We start from the raw sequence: 16,925 nt of genomic DNA, 5'->3' as shown, positions 1-16,925 counted from the left end.
GCATTACACTGGCGCGACCCAGTTCTCGATGGAGACCGGTTCATGTCACGTCAGCTTCGCCTCGGCGCCTTCATGCGCCCCACGACAATCCACACCGGCGCATGGCGCTACCCTGGCGCCTATCCCGATGCCAACTTCAATTTCGGGCATCTCAAACGTTTTGCACAGACGCTCGAGCGCGGCCGCTTCGACGCGTTCTTCATGGCCGACCACCTCGCGGTGCTCAACATGCCGCTAGACGCCCTCAGGCACAGCCACACGGTGACCTCGTTCGAGCCGCTCACGCTGTTGCCCGCGCTAGCGGCGCTCACCGAGCGGCTAGGTCTCGTCGCGACCGCGTCCACGACCTTCGACGCGCCGTATCACGTGGCGAGGCGGTTCGCGTCGCTCGACCATATCAGCGGCGGCCGCGCTGGCTGGAATCTCGTGACGACATCGAATCCGGACGCGGCGCTCAATTTCGGCCTCGACGAGCACGTCGAACACGACGAGCGCTACCGGCGCGCCCGCGAATTCTTCGATGTGGTCACGGGTCTGTGGGATAGCTGGGCCGATGACGCGTTTATCCGCGACACGGCGAGCGGAACATTCTTCGACCCGCAAAAGCTGCATGTGCTGAACTACAAAAGCGCGAACTTCTCGGTGCGAGGACCGTTGAATATCGCCCGGCCGGTTCAGGGATGGCCCGTGATCGTGCAGGCTGGTTCATCTGAAGCGGGACGGCAGATCGCCGCGGAAACGGCCGAAGTCGTGTTCACCGCGCAAACCACGCTGGCCGATGGAAAGCGTTTCTACGCCGACGTAAAGAGCCGCATGGAGAAACTCGGCCGCTCCCGCGAGCACATGAAGATTCTGCCGGCGGCCTTCGTCGTGGTGGGCGAGACGCTCGACGAGGCGCGCGAAACGCGCGAGCGGCTCGATACATTCGTGCATTACGAGAGCGGCATCGCTTCATTGTCGATCGCGTTGGGACACGATGTGTCCGGTCTCGATCCGGACGGCCCACTCCCGGACATTCCCGAGACCAACGCAAGCCGTACCGCGCGGCAACGCGTGGTGGAATGGGCTCAGCGCGATGGCTTGACGATCCGCCAGCTCGCGCAGCGCGTCGGCGGATACTCCGGGCTGGAGATGGTCGGCACTGCAGGGATGATTGCTGATCAGATGGAGCAGTGGCTGCTGGAAGAGGGCTCGGACGGATTCAATGTGATGTTCTCGCATCTTCCGGCGGGCCTCGACGATTTCGTCGACAAAGTCATTCCCGAGCTGCAGAGACGGGGGCTGTTCCGGCGCGAGTACGAAGGCAAGACGCTGCGCGAGAATCTTGGGCTGCCAAGGCCTGAAAACCGGTTCTTCTCCGCGTGAGGCGGATCGCGCGCAGCCGCATCGGCAGGCGGCCCGCGCGAATCTGTCGGCCGCTACCTGGCTACCAGCGCGGGCTTGCTGCCAAGCAGCGCCCACTGCCCATTCTCGACGACGAGGTTGACGCTCTTCACGCCGATCACGCGTCGCGTCGCCGGGTCGAACGTCGCCTTGCCGAACACGACGCTCGGCACGTCATGCAGCTTCGACAGCGCATCGCGCACGCCGCGTCGATCCAGTCCGCCCGTGCGCAACGCATAAGCGGCAATGATCGTGGCGTCGTAGGCGAACGCATTGAAGGCGTCGGGCTCGTGATGGTACTTCGCCTCGAAGTCGCGAACGAAGCGCTGGACTTCCGGGCTGCGGTCTCCCGGGAAAAAGCTCGTGTTGGTGGTCACGCCGTTCACGGCGTCACCGCCGAGTTCCATGAATTTCGGCGAGTACACCGAACTCGCGGCCACGATCGGCAGGGTGATGCCGCTCGTGCGCGCCTGACGCACGATCTGCGCGCCGTCCGAGTAGTACGAAATCAGCACGAGCGCGTCGGGCTTCGTATCGCGCACACGCAGCAGAGTCGCGCGAAAATCCTTGTCGGCGGGCTGGTAGCCTTCGGCCGCGATGACCTGCGCGCCGCGCGCGGCTGCCGCTTTCACGAAGACGTCCTTGCTGGCGCGGCCCCAGTCGGTGTTCTGGAACAGCACGGCGACGCGCCTGAAGCCCTGTTTGACGGCCAGATCCGCGAGCAGCGGCTGCGCGTCGGCCTGGCTGACCGACGGGCTCCAGATGAAGTCGCCGCCCTTCGTGAAGTCCGGATGCGAGTTGGTGAAGCCGAGCTGAACCAGGCCCGCGCGCTGATAGATCGGCGAGGCCGCCATCGAAGCGGGGCTCGAAAAATCGCCGAGTTCGATCAGGATGCGCTTGTCGTCGACGAACTTCTGCGCGATCGCGACCGCCTGGCGCGGATCGCTCTGACTGTCTTCGAACACGTACTGCAGCGGATGGCCGTCGATGCCGCCGTCGCGGTTGATTTCGTCGAGCGCGAGGTCGAAGCCGGCTTTCCATTGCGCGCCGTATTGCGCGTTCGGACCGGTCAACGGTCCACTGACGCCGAAGAAAACCGGCTCGCCGCTGGCAGGTGCCGCGGACGAAGCGGCGGAGAAAGAGAAAGCGATGACAGCGCCGGCAAGCGCGAAAAGTCGCCGGTGCAGCGCGGAAGAACGCGTGGTAGGCATGACGGATTTTCTCGGAATGAGTGGGACTGCAAGTCTCTAACGCATCACATCGTGCGGCAACGAAGCGATTGTCATATCCATTCGCTGGGCACCGCACTGTTGCGAAGTCGATGCGGTGGCGGCCCCGGTCAGTCCGGAAACACTGGTTCGCCCAACGTCAGCATCAAACGGTTGGCCCAGGCGAAGATCGCGATCGCATGGCTGAGATCGAGAATCTGCGCATCGTCGAGTCCCGCGCGGCGCAGCGCATCGAGCGATTCGGCTGTGACCGCCTGCGGATGCAGCGTGAGATCGATCGCGTATCGCACGATGGCGCGCTCGCGTTCCGTCGTTCCCGCGGTTTCGGGAGCGGCGAAGATCTGCTGGATCACGTCGTCGCGCTTCGCGAGCTGCTGGAAACGCTGCGCGTGCACCGACGCGCAGTACACGCATCCGTTGACACGCGAGGCGACCGTGCTCGCGAGTTCACGCTCCGCACGTGACAAGCCGCCCGGCGCGTACATGATGCTATTGAAGGCGCCCGATCGCTGCCGCAGGATTTCCGCTTCGTGCACCAGCAACAGGTAGTAGTCCGAGGTCTTCGCTTGAGGGTGGCTTGCTTCGAGGACCGCGTTCTGCTCGGGCGATGCCTGCGCAAGCGGGACCGTGTCCAGCCAGTCGGACCAGCCGAGCGTCTGTGTCGTAAAGCCTTGATTCGAACTCATGCCTTTGCCTCCAATGCGCGCAATGCGGCGACGACACGCACCTGGTATGTCACGAACGCGACGAGTTGCGAGAGCGCGACGATGGCGCGCGTCGTGAGGCCAGCCGCCTGTAACGTCGAGAGCGCCGGCTTGCCGGTCGCGGCGGGGCGTAGCGTCAGGGCTTCCGTGTGAAGCAGGATCGCGGCGAGCCGCTGGTCGGTCTTCGCGATCGACGCGAGCGCAACGGCGCGTTGCCCGGCGATCGCATCGAGTCGCGAGTTCGTCGTTTCGGTCTGTGCGTCAGCAGCGCTCGCCAGTGCCAGCAGCCGCTCGCGATACGCGAGCGCCGTCTGCTCAGCGTTCGATAGCAACGCGGCATACCAGGCCGCGTAGAGCCGCTCGCGAAGCGTCAGATCGGTGACCTCGGTCGAGAACAGCGCATCGTGACTGCCTTGCGTATAACGCGTCGCGTCGCCGCGGAACGCGCGCAGCGCCGCAGTCGCACCGTCGGGTGACAGTCCCGCGAGTTGCGCGACGAAGTCGTCGGTCGCGGCGGCCGATACAGAATCAGCGGATGAAGACATCAGGTGTGGGTCCATTAAAGGGCAGGGGTGTCGGCGGGCACGGTGCCGGCAGCGGCATCGGCGTCGTCCCATTCGTCTCCCGCGAGTTCCGCGGTGTCGAAAGCTTGCAGCGCCGCGTAGTGCGTATCGCGGTCGGCGTCGAACAGCATTGCGGCGATCCCGCGCGCGAGCCGCTGCGCGCCGTCGCTGATCGCGGGGATGTCGCCGGCGACCTTGCCGTGCGTCAGACTGGCTGCGTGATTGAAGCAGTGAATGCGCGCGAGCGCCGGGCAGGCCCCGGGAACGCGTTCCTGGAAGGCGAAGTTGCTGTCGAGGTCCGGCGAGCTAGCGAGTTCTTCGTTCGACAATTCCGCCGCCGGTGTAAAGCGGTCGCGCCAGCGGCGCACGTGCGGCGCGATGGGCGCAAATTCGTCGCGCGTGTCGATTTCCGAGTGAAAGCCGGTCGCGAAGATCAGGTAGTCGAGGGTGTATTGCCCTCGGGGCGTGTCGACGACGATCGTGTCGCCTTCGTGGCGCAAACCCGTCAGCGGACTCGCCAGGTGCAGATGAGCCCGCGCGTGAGCGGCGACCCGCAGCACGCTGTCGCGCGGCGGTGGGGCCTGCGTTTGCGTCGAATAGTGCAGGAAGCGCCATTTCCAGGCGTCGGGCAGATTCGCGAACCCGTGAACGAGGCCGGGGCTACCGATGCCGGTCAGTTTGTTGATATGGGGCAGCGCGGCGCGCCGCACGAATAGATCGACTCGCCCGGCCCCCGCTTCAAGAGCGCTCGCGGCGTTATCGAACGCGGATGCGCTTGCGCCGACCACTCCGACACGTTTGCCGCGCAACGCGGCAAAGTCGATGGGGTCCGACGAGTGCGCGCGCAGATGTGAGGGAACGTCGCGGGCAATGTCGGGAACATACGGGCCGCCCAGTCCTTCCCGGCCGGTTGCGAGCACGACATGGCGGGCGAGCACGGTTTCGCGCCGCGCTTGCCGGGTGTTGTTGGCCGGTCCGTGCAATAGCGCGAGCTCGATCAGACCATCGCTGCGCGTCTGCAGTTTCTCGACACGCGTGTCATTGGATACCGGCAGATCGAGCACGCGCCGATACCAGCGCAGATAGTCCATCCATTGCGCGCGTGGAATCTTGTAGAGCGCGCTCCATTGGTCGCGGCCGAACTGGGCTTCGTACCAGGCGCGGAACGTGAGTGCGGGCAAGCGCAGCGCGGGTCCCGTCAACTGTTTGGGAGAGCGCAGCGTCTGCATCCGCGCATAGGTGATCCAGGGACCTTCCTGACCGGCCGGCGCCTGATCGAAGAGGCGCTGATTGTCGATGCCGAGCAGCCGCAGTTCGGCGCTCGCCGTAAGCCCGGCCATGCCCGCGCCGATGATGGCGACATCGAGCACGCGCTGCCCGTCGGAGGTCCGTGCGGGAACCCAGGAAGGCGCGGGCAGCTCGAGCCAGCCGAGGTCCTCGCGAAGCCGCGCTTCAAGCGCGGCGAGTCCTGGAGCCGCGTGTGGAGGAGTCGTTGCGCTCATGCCGGGGCTCCGATGTCGCGGTAAGTGAAGGAACTGGAATGCAGGGTAGGGGCCGCGCTATCCGTGCGATCGTGAGCAACCAGTGCGCCATGCCGTGACGCCGCGTGACGCACGGACCCAGGCAGAAGCATCCGCGAGACCTCCGCGAGCGATTCGATCATCGCGTTCACTTCAACGCTGCGAGGCAGGCCGGACAGTGTGACGACGCCATAGAGGAACGGAATCGCCACATCGAGCGGTCGGACTTCGACGTCCGGGAGGCGCATGCCGAAGGCAGTCACCGGATCGACGATTGCGACTCCCAGTTGTTGTTGCGCGGCCATCATCGCGTTCAGCGATGCATTCGTTTCGAGCGCGACGTTAGGCGCGACGCCAGCCTCGTCGAATGCGCGATCGATCCGGCTGCGCAGACGATAGCGGTTTGCCAGCGTGGCGACAGGCTGGGCGGCGACGTGCGCGAGCCGTAGCACGGCATCTTGCGCGAGCGGGTCGTTCGGATGCAGCACCGCGACGCATGGCGCCTCGATGATGTAGTGCACGTCGAGCGCAGCATGGTCGAGCGGCAAAGTCGCGATGCCGATGTCGGCCGAACGTGACAGCAACGCCTCCGCGACCTGCTCGGCGGACGCGCTGCGCAGCTGCGTGTCGAAGCGCGCGCCTGCTTGCGCGAGCTTCGCCATTGCGCGTGGCGCCAGTGCCGCAGCGAGTGCGGGCGTTGCGACGACGCGCAATGGCATGACCTCGTCGCGGCCGATTGCCCGCGCGCTGGCCTCGATAGCGGCGAGGCCGATCAACGAGCGCTCGACTTCGCCGTACAGCCGGAACGCACGGCTCGTCGGTGTGACACGAGGTCCTTTGCGTTCGAACAGGGCGTAGCCGATCTCATGTTCGAGATCCTGGATGGTTCTCGTGACGCCGGGTTGCGAGCGGCCGAGCAGGCGCGCGGCGCCGGTCATGCTGCCCGTCGACATAACCGCCGAGAATGCTTCGAGTTGATGCAGCTCCATGCGATGCCTCATCCATGTGATGGGTGCATTTTAGGAGCGCCTGAATGCGCAATTCTTATAATAAATTCCGCTATGCAATTGACGAAAGTTAGCGTGAGCGGCTGCTTGCGCGCTTCGGGGCGATCTGCTCGCTACGAACGTGATTCGCGAAAAAGTGCTTTAAATGGGGGGTTTTCGCAGCAGTCGGCCATCTCGAACACGCTCTCGTAAAGAACATCAGCATTCACCTTCACAAGCTTTGCAAATGCAATGGAATAAGCTTCGTCGCGCATCTTCGTTGGCCCGCGTCCGCGCAACATGGTTACATGGCCTCACTCAATTCCAAGGCGTGAGACCTGTATGTCGATTCTGCGGAACAACAAGCGCGGTGCGGCCAGCACACTGCGTCACCTCGCCGGCGCGCTGGCGCTCGCAACCTGCGGCGTGATGCCCGTGGCGCACGCGGCCGATCCGTACTGGGTCGGCGTGACCGGACCGCTCAGCGGCCAGGATGCGCAATACGGCGAGCAATGGAAGCGTGGCTTCGATCTCGCGCTCGAACAGATCAACGGCAATGGCGGGATCGACGGCCATCCGCTCAGCTATGACTTCGAGGACAGCCGTAGCGATCCGCGTCAGGCCGTCGCGATCGCACAGAAGTTCGCCGACGACAAACGCATCCTGCTGGAATTGGGAGATCTGTCGAGCGGTGCCTCGATGGCCGCGTCGCCGGTGTACCAGCGCGCGGGTCTCGTGCAGTTCGGTTTCACGAACTCGCATCCTGAATTCACGAAGGGCGGCGACTATATGTGGAGCACGGCGATGAGCCAGGCCGAAGAACAGCCGCTGCTCGCGCACTATGTGACCAAAGGACTCGGCTTCAGGAAAATCGCCGTGCTCTATCTGAACACGGACTGGGGCCGCACCAGCAAGGACATCTTCGCGAAGGCCGCGACCGCGGACGGCGCGCAGGTCGTCGCGGCGGAAGCGTATCAACCGAACGAAAAGGATTTTCGCGCGACGCTCACGCGCGTGCGAAGCGAACAGCCGGATTCGATCGTGCTGATCTCGTACTATTCCGACGGTGCCCAGATCGTTCGCCAGGCGCGAGCGGCCGGTGTGAGCACGCCAATCGCGGCGGTCGGCTCGGTGTATTCACCGAAGTTTCTCGATCTTGGCGGCCCTGCGGTGAATGGCGTCTACACCGAATCGAACTTCTTCCCCGGCGATCCGCGTCCTGAAGTACAAAGCTTCGTGCAGCGCTACCGCGCCAGATACGGCGCTGATCCGGACACCTTCGCCGCACGCGCATACGACGCTATGATTCTGTCGGGCGAACTGATTCGCCGCTACGGCGCGGATCGCGCGGCCGTGCATGACGGCTTTACGAAAATCAACGACGTGCCGAGCGTGATCTTCGGCAAGTTCAAATTCGATCCGCAGACGCGCCGCGTGGCAGGCGCGAAGAATCTCGACCTCGTCGTGAAGGACGGCAAATTCGCTCTGTGGGATGGGGCGAGCGCCGTGCACACACCATGACCGCCTGGTTCGACTACACGATCAACGGACTGATCGTCGGAAATATCTATGCGCTGCTCGCTGTCGGCCTCGCGCTGATCTTCGGCGTGTCGCATCTGATCAATTTCGCTCACGGCTCCGTGTATATGGTGGGCGGCTTCATCGGCTGGCTTTGTCTGACGCGGCTCGGCTTGCCGCTGCCCGTGGCGCTCGTCGCGACCGTCACGGGCTGCGCGCTGCTCGGCATCCTGATCGAGCGAATCGGCCTGCGGCCGTTGCAGGGCGCGGCCCGTATCGCGCCGCTGCTCGCTACCATCGGTATCAGTTTCGTGCTCGACCAGCTCGCGCAGATCGTGTTCGGACCCGATCCACGTCCTGTGCCGAGTTCGCTGCCCGAGTGGACGCTGTCGATCGGCGGGGCCACCATCGGCTCGCTCGATCTGCTGATCGCGGCCATTGGGGTCGGCGCGGCGGGCGTGCTGTACGTGTTCCTGCGCTTCACGCGGCTCGGCTGGGCCGTGCGCGCGACTGCGCAGGATCGCGATGCCGCGCAGCAGATGGGCGTCAACGTGAACGCCGTGAATCAGGCCGTGTTTGCGATTGCCTGCGGACTCGGGGGCTTAAGCGGCTTGCTGGTCGGCATGTACTACAACAGCATCGATCCGGCGATGGGCTTTCAGGCGACGTTGAAAGGCGTCGTCGCCTTGCTGATCGGCGGGCTGGGGAACGTGCCGGGCGCGATTGCCGGCAGCCTGCTGCTCGGCCTCGTCGAGAGCTACGGGGTGGCGCTATTCGGCACCAGCTATCGCGACCTGTTCGCGTTCGTCCTGCTGCTGGTGTTTCTGGTGTGGCGGCCCAATGGTCTCTTCAGCGCGAGCCGCAGGTTGCCGCCCGAGCCGCTGACCGGCACGTTTCTGTCGAACCGCCGCGCGCTGCGCATTCCACCTCGCACGATCGTTGCGATGGTTGCGCTCGCATTCGCGCTGCCGTTCGTCGTGCCGTCGTCTTACGTGCTACAGACGCTGACCAACGGCTGGATCTATGGGCTGCTCGCGTTGAGCCTCACGCTCGTCGCGGGCACGGTCGGGCAGATTTCGCTGGGGCATGCGGCACTGCGCCTGATCGGCGCGTATGCGTCGGCGCTGCTGTCCGTCAACCTGGGTTGGTCGCCGGCGCTGACCATTCCGCTCGCCGGCCTCATTACCGCGGCGATCGGCACGGTGCTGATTTATCCGTCGTTCAGACTGCGCGGCCACTACGTGTCGATTGCAACACTCGGCATCGGTGAAATCATCGGTCTCGTCATCCTGAACTGGGACAGCCTGACGCGCGGTCCGGTCGGCATCACCGGCATTGCCCCGCTGTCGCTGTTCGGGTGGCAGTTGACGGGCGTGCGCGCCGTCTACTGGTTCACACTCGCGGTGCTCATGCTGCTCGCACTGCTGCAGGCGCGGCTCCTGAACTCGCACCTGGGCCGCACGTGGCGCGCGATCCGCGAGGACGACGTGGCGGCGCGCGCGTATGGCATCCGCCCCAATCGCTACAAGGCGATCGCGTTCGCCTGCGGTGGTCTCGCGGCCGGCATCGGCGGCGGCATCGCGGCGCATCTGTACAGCTATATCAACTATCAGACCTTCGACTCGCAAGTGTCGATTCTCGCGCTGACGATGGTGATTCTCGGCGGTCTCGGCAGCGTGATCGGCGCGATGGCCGGTGCGGTGGCGCTGATCAGCCTGCCCGAGCTGTTCCGTTTTGCCGCCGACTACCGGATGCTGATCTACGGCGTGATGTTGCTGCTGCTGGTGCGCTTCCGGCCACAAGGCCTGCTCGGATCGGTATGACGGAGACGACCATGACATCTTCTTTGCCACCCGGCACGGAAATCCTGTTCGACGTGCGGCGCGTCACACGCCGTTTCGGCGGTCTGGTGGCTGTCGACGAAGTGAACCTGTCGGTCGCGCGCGGCGAATGCGTGAGCGTGATCGGGCCGAACGGTGCCGGCAAGTCCACGCTGTTCAATCTGCTGACCGGCATCGACACGCCCGACGCCGGCGTGGTGAAGTTCGCCGGTGAAGAAGTGACTGGCATGGCGCCGGAGCAGCTGGCCGCGCGCGGCGTCGCTCGCACGTTCCAGCATGGACGGGTGTTCGGCAATCTGAGCGTGCTCGATAACGTGCTGATCGGCGCGCATGCCCGGCTCGCGATGACGCGTCGGGGCTGGCCCGTGGTCGGGGCGTTCGCGGAAGTGCTGCGCGCGCTGGCCGGGCCCGCATCGGTACGGCGCGAAGACGCCGCGCTGCGCGAGGAGGTGACGGCGCTGTTGGCGCGCTTCGGCACGCGCCTCTCGCCGCGTCTCGATCAGCCGGCGCACAGCCTGTCCTATGCGAACCGCCGGCGCGTCGAGATTGCGCGCGCGCTGGCACTGCGTCCGCGCATTCTGCTGCTCGACGAACCGACCGCCGGCATGAACGAATCCGAGACCGCCGAAATGCTCGAACTCATTCTCGAACTCAAACGGGACGGCCTCACCATCCTGCTGATCGAGCACAAGCTCGATCTCGTGATGCAGCTTTCCGACCGCGTGCTCGTGCTCGAAGACGGCCGCAAGATTGCATCGGGGCTGCCTGCCGAAGTGCGCGACGATCCCGCCGTGATCGAGGCGTACCTTGGACATCGTCAGGTCGGCGCGGCCGGCGTAGCGAATGGCCGCAACGAAACGGCGGCCGCATGACCAGGTCCAGTCTGCATCTGGTTGCGCCGAACCCATCACCCTCCGCACAAGCCGCCATGACCGAGCCGTTGCTGAAACTCGACCAGATCGACACGTTCTATGGACAGATCCAGGTGCACTTCGGCGTGAATCTGAGCATCAAGCGCGGCGAGATCGTGAGTCTGTTGGGCGGCAACGCCAGCGGCAAATCGACGGCGATGAAGGTGATTCTTGGCCTGCACAAACCGCGATCGGGCACGATCAGCTTCGACGGCAAACCGTTGAACGGCCTGCCGACCTCGCAGATCGTGCGGCGAGGCATCGCTTCGGTGCCGGAAGCTCGGCGGCTTTTCGGCGACATGACGGTGCGCGAAAACCTGCTGATGGGCGCGTTCACGCGCAAAGACCGCGCAGGCATCAGCGAGGACTACGAACGCATGCTCGAACTTTTCCCGCGCGTGAAAGAGCGGTTGAGTCAGCGGGCCGGCACGCTTTCAGGCGGTGAGCAGCAGATGCTGGCGATGGCGCGCGCGTTGATGAGCCGTCCCGCGCTAGTCTGCATGGACGAGCCGACGATGGGCCTGTCGCCGCTCTACGTCGACAAGGTGCTCGAGCTGATCCAGACCATCAACCAGCAGGGCATCACGTTTTTCATGGTCGAGCAGAACGCGAGCCTCGCGCTGCGGATCTCGCATCGCGGCTACGTGTTGCAGACGGGGCGCGTGGTGCTGTCCGGTACCGCGAGCGAACTGCTCGGCGACCAGCGAATCCGTGACGCTTATCTCGGCGGATCGCTGGCGGCGCAGACTGCGTCGTGAGAGATGCCGTCGCGCTTCGCGTTGCACCGACCGCGCGTGAAGTTATTGTGCGCGGCCGGTCGACGAGCCTGCTATCAGTTCGATGATGGAATCATGCGCGAGTGCGCGATCCAGGGAGCGCGCTGCGTTATCCACGTTCGTCTCCAGCGCGACCGCGAAAACGCCTTCGCCGCGCGCGGCGAGGCGGCGCCGAAGGTCGGCCGCAAGGCCAACGGCCGGCTCGCGAGTGTGGCAGGTGGGACTGGCGAGCGTGAGCGTCGTCGTACCGAGCGCCAGGATGGCCAACTCTATTTCGTAACCGGGGAGCGGCGCACGCTGCACGCCGGGTTCTCCGAGCAGAGCGCGATATCGTGCGAGGCTCGCATTCAGGTCGTTCACCGCCAGCGTGATGTTCCCAACGCCGCGCGCACCGTTCGCGTGATGGCGTACGTCACCTTCGGCCACGCGCAGACGGCGCGGCGTCAGATCGCCGCACAGGAACGGCAGATCCGCGCTCGACGGTTTGCCGATCTGCCATTCGAGGCGCTCGCCGTCGGGGCGCACGCGTCCACCGGCGAAAGGACCGTCGTAAGAGAGACCTCGTTCGCGAGCCGCGGCGATGGTACTTGCAACCGATTGCGGTAGAAGCGCGAAATCGACGAACCCATCACCGATGCCATGACTTGCATCCCACCAACGATGCTCCGGCGCCTCGCGCAGAAAAGCGATCAGCTCGACATAGCTGCCGTCCGCGAAGCCGATCAGCGCGTTGTGCGTGGCGCCATCGGCGTGCGTGCCCCCGCGTTGCACGGTAAAGCCTAGCGTAGTGAAATCGGCGATGGTCTGTTCGAGATCCTGTACGCGGATCACGATGTGGTCGAGCGAAAGCGACATGACGGACGAACTCCGCAGTGGGGTCGCCAGCGAGTATGCGAAGCCTGCCGCGAAAACGCTAGTAATGGATTGTCGATTGCATAGCGCGCCGGGTGGATAGGCCCGGCACCCGGTCACGACCCGAGGAAGACGAGCCGCACGCGGATGGTGAATTCCGTACGTCCGGGAAAGGGCGCGGGGCTTGGACAGAATTGCATATATGTATTGCTTGGTTGGTGAGCCCCGGGGCGGTCCATACAATAAAGCGGATTTTTGCTTACGAAATATGGTTGTACCGGCACCGCAGTTAGTGAAATAGCCCCGGCATCGAGAGGCGCAGCGTGCTCAGGCCACCTGTGGGGGCCACCCGCTGTTTCGAACCCTCTCCTGTATCCATTGATGAGGATAGCTGCCTGACGGCGCTCCATTCATTTTCTTTCGCGTATCTCATGTCGCTTCCGTCTCCCGCTCAATTCCCCGACAGCCCGCTTTCCCGAGCGCTAGCCCAGCCGTTGATGCTCGGCCTGTTCCTGCCGATCCAGAGCGGCGGCTGGTCGATGTCGACGCTGCCGCGCACCACCGACTGGAGTTTCGATTACAACGCGCGCCTCACGCGCAAGGCCGAGGACCTCGGCTTCGATCTCGTGTTCGGCCTAGCGCAATGGCTCGGCAAGGATGGCCACGGAGGCACGCTGCGCTACCGCCGCGAATCGCTCGATTCGTTCATGGCGATTGCGTCGCTCGCGTCGATCACGCATCGCATCCTGCTGGTCTCGACGCTGCACATCCTGTACGGCAACTGGCATCCGCTGCATCTCGCGAAATTCGGCGCGACGCTCGACCATATTTCGGGCGGCCGCTGGGGCTTGAACATGGTGACCGGCCATTCGATCGACGAGGCCGAGATGTTCGGTCGCGAAGGCCATTTCGAGCACGACCAGCGCTACGAGATGGCGAGCGAGTTCGTCGAGCTGATGGAGCGGCTCTGGTCGCTCGACGACAACCTGACGTTCGACGGCAAGTGGTACCGCACGCGCAACGCGTTCGTGTCGCCGAAGCCGCGTTATGGCCGCCCCGTGCTCGTCAACGCGACGAGTTCGCCGGCCGGCATCGACTATGCGGCGAGACACTCGGACCTGATCTTCATCACGAGTTCGGCCGGTGCGCAGATCGACGCGGCGCTCGACGTGCTGCCGGCGCACACGGCCCAGGTGCGGGCGGCGGCGCAGTCGCATGGCCGGCAGGTGCGTACGCTGATCAATCCGACCATCGTTTGTCGGCCGACCGAGAGCGAGGCGCGCGCGTATCACGACGCGATCCTCTCGCATGCCGACTTCGGCGCGGTCGATGGCTTCACCGGACGCCGCAGCGACGCCCAGGCCTGGAAGGGCCATCAGCGCGAGCAGCGGGTGCTCGGCGGAAACATTCAGATCATCGGTTCACCTGAGCATGTGGTCGACGATCTGCTGCGCCTGAAAGCGGCAGGCATCGATGGCGTGCAACTGACTTTCTACGATTTCGAGCCCGATCTCGCGTACTTCGGCGAAGCGGTGCTGCCGCTGCTGGAACAGGCCGGTCTGCGGGTGCGTGTGCAGTCCGAGGCGTAACGGCATCGCAGGTACAACCAATACAAACGGGTTCATCTGAATCTGATTCACACGGAGTCTTGCTGATGGGAACGATCGATTCGAATCTGGCCGCTGATCCCGGTCTCGCCGTCGCGCAGCCGCAATCCGACGCGCTGCGCGAGCTTGTCGCGGCGATCGCGGCCGGTGCTGCCGCACGCGAGCGCGGGGAAGGCGATGCGCGCGACGCGATCGCGCGGGTGCGCGCCGCACGTCTCGGCGTCTTCCGCTTGCCGAAGCACGAAGGCGGCGCGGGCGCCACGTTGCCGCAGCTCTTCGAGCTCGTGCTCGATCTGGCGGAAGCCGACTCGAATATCCCGCACATCCTGCGCAACCATTTCGCGTTCGTCGAAAAGGCGCTGCGTGCGCGTCAACTGCCGCAATACCAGCGCTGGATCCAACGCGTGCGCGCGGGCGAGCTATTCGGTCTCGGCGCGAGCGAACTCGGCACGCAGAACATCGGCGACGGCGACGGCAATACGCGCCTCGAGCCGGCGGGCGCCGGCTACCGGCTCACGGGCACCAAGTACTACAGCACCGGCAACCTGTACTTCGATCACATCATCGTCAATGCGAAGACTCCGGATGGACGTTCCGTCGGTGCGCGCGTGTCGGTGCGGCAGCCGGGCGTCGACGTGCGCGAGGACTGGGACGGCATCGGCCAGCGCCAGACCGCGAGCGGCACCACCGTCTTCAGCAACGTCGAGGTCGCGGCCGAAGACGTGCTCGTCTGTGCCGACGAAGTGAAGCTGCCGCACCAGGCCACCTTCGCGCAGCTCTACCTGACGACGATCATCGCGGGCATCCTGCGCCGCATCGCGAAGGATGCGGTGGAACTGGTGCGGCAGCGCGAGCGCAACTACTACCATGCGGTCGCGCGGCGCCCGGCCGACGATCCGCTGCTGCAGGAGACGGTCGGCGAGTTGCAGAGCGCGGCGTATGTCGCCGAGGCCGCGGTGCTGAACGCGGCGGCCGTGCTCGGCGAGGCGTTCGACAGCGCGATCGCCGGCCAGCCCGACGATGCGCTGTTCGTGGAAGCGGCACTGCGAAGCGCCAAAGCGAAGGTCGTGATCGATCAGCTCGCGCTGCATGGCGCGACGCGGATCTTCGACGTGGGCGGCGCGTCCGCCGCGAAGCAGGCGGCGCAACTCGATCGCCACTGGCGCAACATCCGCACGATTGCCTCGCATAACCCGGGGCTCTACAAGGCGCGAGTGCTCGGCAACCACGCGCTGAACGGCGTGCCGCTGCCGAGCGCCGCCTTCTTCTGAGCGATTGCAGCACCGCTTGCGGCCCGTGCGACCACAAACGAGTTCCGAGATCCGTTACTTCCCTGAGACCTGACGATGAGTCAATCCAACGTACCGCTTATTGCTCCTGCCGGGTTGCGCGCGGCGCTTGCCGCTCGCAACGAACTCGCGATCCTCGATGTGCGCGAAGAAGGCGTATCCGCACGCCGCCGGCTGTTCTATTCGTCCGTCGCGCCGGTCGGGCGGCTCGGCCTCGTGGTCGGGCAGCTCGTGCCGCGCCGCACGACGCCGATCGTGCTCGTCGACGAAGCCGGCGAATACACGTCGCGCGCCGCGGCGTTGCTGGCGCGCTTCGGCTATACGAACGTGTCGATTCTCGAAGGCGGTGTCGCGGGCTGGGAGGCGGCGGGCTTCGAGGTGTTCAGCGGGACCAACGTGCCCGGCAAGACGTTCGGCGAGGTGATCGAGCAGCGCCTCCACACCCCCAATATCGATGCGCCGACGCTCAAGCGTCTGCAGGACGCCGGCGAGGACCTTGTGGTGCTCGACAGCCGCCCGTTTCCCGAGTACCAGACGATGAACATCCCGGGTGGCGTCGAATGCGCCGGCGCCGAGCTCGTCTACCGGGCGCTGGCGGCCGCGCCTTCGCCCGATACGCTGATCGTCGTCAATTGCGCGGGGCGCACGCGCAGCATTCTCGGTGCGCAATCGCTCGTCAATGCCGGGATCCCGAATCCGGTCGCCGCGCTGACCGGCGGCTCGATGTCGTGGCTGTTGTCCGGGCTCGAACTGGAGCGCGGTCAGATCAACACGGCCCCGCGCCCCGACGACGCCACGCTGGCCAGAGCGCGCACGCTCGCACAGCGCGCCGCGGCCAAAGCGGGCGTCGTCGAAATCGACCGCACGACGCTCGCACGTTTCGAAGGCGAAGCGGCTGCGCACACGCTGTATCGCTTCGACGTGCGCAGTCCGCTCGAATACGATGCGGCCCACCGCGCCGGCTGGCGCTCCGCGCCCGGCGGCCAGCTCGTGCAGGCGACCGATGAGTACGTCGGCACGCTGCACGCGCGCGTCGTGCTCAGCGACGACGACGGCGTGCGGGCGCGCATGACCGCGTCGTGGCTCGTGCAGCTCGGTTATCTGCAGGTGTTCGTGCTGGCCGATGACGACGCTTCCGTCGTTTTCGAAACCGGCGCCGAGCCGCAAGAAGTGCTGCGCAGGCCGGGGCGCACGCGATGGGTCGAAGCGGACCAGCTGGCGCGCGCGCTCGAAGCCGGCAGCGCGCAGGTGGTGGACGTGGACAACAGCCTCGCGTTTCGCCGCGCGCACATTGCCGGCGCGCGCTTCATTGTCGCGAGCGCGTTGCAGGACCTGCTCCCGCGCATCGACGACGCGGCGCGCCAACTCGTGCTGACGTCGAGCGACGGCGTGCTGGCGGCCCTGCTCGCCGACGAATTACGCGAGCGGCACGCGAACGTCGCGGCGCTGCTCGGCGGCACCGCGCGCTGGCTCGCGCTCGGCCTGCCGCAGGCCGCAGGCGACGACGGCAACCTGACCGGCGACGACGATGCGTGGTACAGCCCGTATCAGTACCCGCCAGGCCAGGCCGCGCAGCAGATGGAGTCGTACCTCGCCTGGGAGCTGCAACTGGTGGCGCAGCTCGAGCGCGACGGCATCGCGTCGATCGACGTGATCGATTTCGACACCGCCAACCGCGCGCGCAGCGCCGAATGGCTGGCGACGTTGCAGAGCAGCACGGTATGAGCGCGCCCCGTGATTCATCGT

General features: G+C 65.5%; 14 protein-coding genes. 8 read left to right on the top strand and 6 right to left on the bottom strand.

Annotated elements, in window-relative coordinates; all coding sequences use genetic code 11:
- Positions 1–42: 42 nt before the first annotated feature.
- The gene (locus G5S42_RS33390) at positions 43–1,365 is read left to right on the top strand and encodes an LLM class flavin-dependent oxidoreductase (RefSeq protein WP_176111049.1); all 1,323 of its coding nucleotides are present in this window, start codon (positions 43–45) and stop codon (positions 1,363–1,365) included.
- A gap of 53 nt (positions 1,366–1,418) precedes the next feature.
- Here the strand turns inward: G5S42_RS33390 and G5S42_RS33385 are convergent, their stop codons facing one another.
- The 5 genes from G5S42_RS33385 to G5S42_RS33365 all read right to left on the bottom strand — a co-directional run bounded on the left by G5S42_RS33385 (position 1,419) and on the right by G5S42_RS33365 (position 6,388).
- Positions 1,419–2,594: an ABC transporter substrate-binding protein gene (locus G5S42_RS33385; RefSeq protein ID WP_176111048.1), complete on the bottom strand. Its 1,176-nt coding sequence runs from the start codon at positions 2,592–2,594 to the stop codon at positions 1,419–1,421.
- Between the two features lie 128 nt (positions 2,595–2,722).
- Positions 2,723–3,298, bottom strand: coding sequence for a peroxidase-related enzyme (locus G5S42_RS33380; RefSeq protein WP_176111047.1), 576 nt, complete (start codon positions 3,296–3,298; stop codon positions 2,723–2,725).
- Positions 3,295–3,861 (bottom strand): CMD domain-containing protein, encoded by a 567-nt coding sequence (locus G5S42_RS33375; RefSeq protein ID WP_176111046.1) that lies wholly within the window; start codon positions 3,859–3,861, stop codon positions 3,295–3,297. Before G5S42_RS33375 ends, G5S42_RS33380 begins: the two co-directional genes overlap by 4 nt.
- 14 nt (positions 3,862–3,875) lie before the next feature.
- Positions 3,876–5,381, bottom strand: a complete 1,506-nt coding sequence (locus G5S42_RS33370; protein WP_176111045.1) for an NAD(P)-binding domain-containing protein — start codon at positions 5,379–5,381, stop codon at positions 3,876–3,878.
- On the bottom strand, positions 5,378–6,388 hold the full coding sequence (locus tag G5S42_RS33365; protein ID WP_176111044.1) for a LysR family transcriptional regulator: 1,011 nt from the start codon (positions 6,386–6,388) through the stop codon (positions 5,378–5,380). The genes G5S42_RS33370 and G5S42_RS33365 overlap by 4 nt, the downstream gene beginning before the upstream one ends.
- Positions 6,389–6,727: 339 nt before the next feature.
- Between G5S42_RS33365 and G5S42_RS33360 the strand changes: the two genes are divergently transcribed.
- Genes G5S42_RS33360 through G5S42_RS33345 form a run of 4 tightly spaced genes read left to right on the top strand, consistent with a single transcriptional unit; the run spans position 6,728 to position 11,413 of the window.
- Positions 6,728–7,906, top strand: coding sequence for an ABC transporter substrate-binding protein (locus G5S42_RS33360; RefSeq protein ID WP_176111043.1), 1,179 nt, complete (start codon positions 6,728–6,730; stop codon positions 7,904–7,906).
- On the top strand, positions 7,903–9,726 hold the full coding sequence (locus tag G5S42_RS33355) for an ABC transporter permease (RefSeq protein ID WP_176111042.1): 1,824 nt from the start codon (positions 7,903–7,905) through the stop codon (positions 9,724–9,726). Before G5S42_RS33360 ends, G5S42_RS33355 begins: the two co-directional genes overlap by 4 nt.
- An 11-nt stretch (positions 9,727–9,737) precedes the next feature.
- A complete protein-coding gene (locus G5S42_RS33350; RefSeq protein ID WP_176111041.1) occupies positions 9,738–10,616 on the top strand; it encodes an ABC transporter ATP-binding protein in 879 nt (292 codons plus the stop codon).
- Positions 10,613–11,413 carry an ABC transporter ATP-binding protein gene (locus tag G5S42_RS33345; protein ID WP_176111040.1) on the top strand — a complete coding sequence of 267 codons (801 nt, stop codon included), beginning with the start codon at positions 10,613–10,615 and terminating at the stop codon, positions 11,411–11,413. Before G5S42_RS33350 ends, G5S42_RS33345 begins: the two co-directional genes overlap by 4 nt.
- 42 nt (positions 11,414–11,455) lie before the next feature.
- Here G5S42_RS33345 and G5S42_RS33340 read toward each other — a convergent pair whose 3' ends face one another.
- Positions 11,456–12,286: a VOC family protein gene (locus G5S42_RS33340; RefSeq protein ID WP_176111039.1), complete on the bottom strand. Its 831-nt coding sequence runs from the start codon at positions 12,284–12,286 to the stop codon at positions 11,456–11,458.
- Positions 12,287–12,714: 428 nt separating this feature from the next.
- On the opposite strand from G5S42_RS33340, the gene G5S42_RS33335 reads away from it, so the two are divergent.
- The 3 genes from G5S42_RS33335 to G5S42_RS33325 all read left to right on the top strand — a co-directional run bounded on the left by G5S42_RS33335 (position 12,715) and on the right by G5S42_RS33325 (position 16,904).
- Positions 12,715–13,872 carry an LLM class flavin-dependent oxidoreductase gene (locus G5S42_RS33335; RefSeq protein WP_176111038.1) on the top strand — a complete coding sequence of 386 codons (1,158 nt, stop codon included), beginning with the start codon at positions 12,715–12,717 and terminating at the stop codon, positions 13,870–13,872.
- Between the two features lie 65 nt (positions 13,873–13,937).
- On the top strand, positions 13,938–15,161 hold the full coding sequence (locus G5S42_RS33330) for an acyl-CoA dehydrogenase family protein (protein WP_176111037.1): 1,224 nt from the start codon (positions 13,938–13,940) through the stop codon (positions 15,159–15,161).
- Between the two features lie 75 nt (positions 15,162–15,236).
- The gene (locus G5S42_RS33325; protein WP_176111036.1) at positions 15,237–16,904 is read left to right on the top strand and encodes a rhodanese-like domain-containing protein; all 1,668 of its coding nucleotides are present in this window, start codon (positions 15,237–15,239) and stop codon (positions 16,902–16,904) included.
- The last annotated feature ends 21 nt before the right edge of the window (positions 16,905–16,925 follow it).

This window comes from Paraburkholderia youngii (assembly GCF_013366925.1).
Lineage (GTDB): Bacteria > Pseudomonadota > Gammaproteobacteria > Burkholderiales > Burkholderiaceae > Paraburkholderia > Paraburkholderia youngii.
The sequence above is the reverse complement of the archived record's forward strand: the minus strand, read 5'-3'. Positions and strand labels throughout refer to the sequence as shown.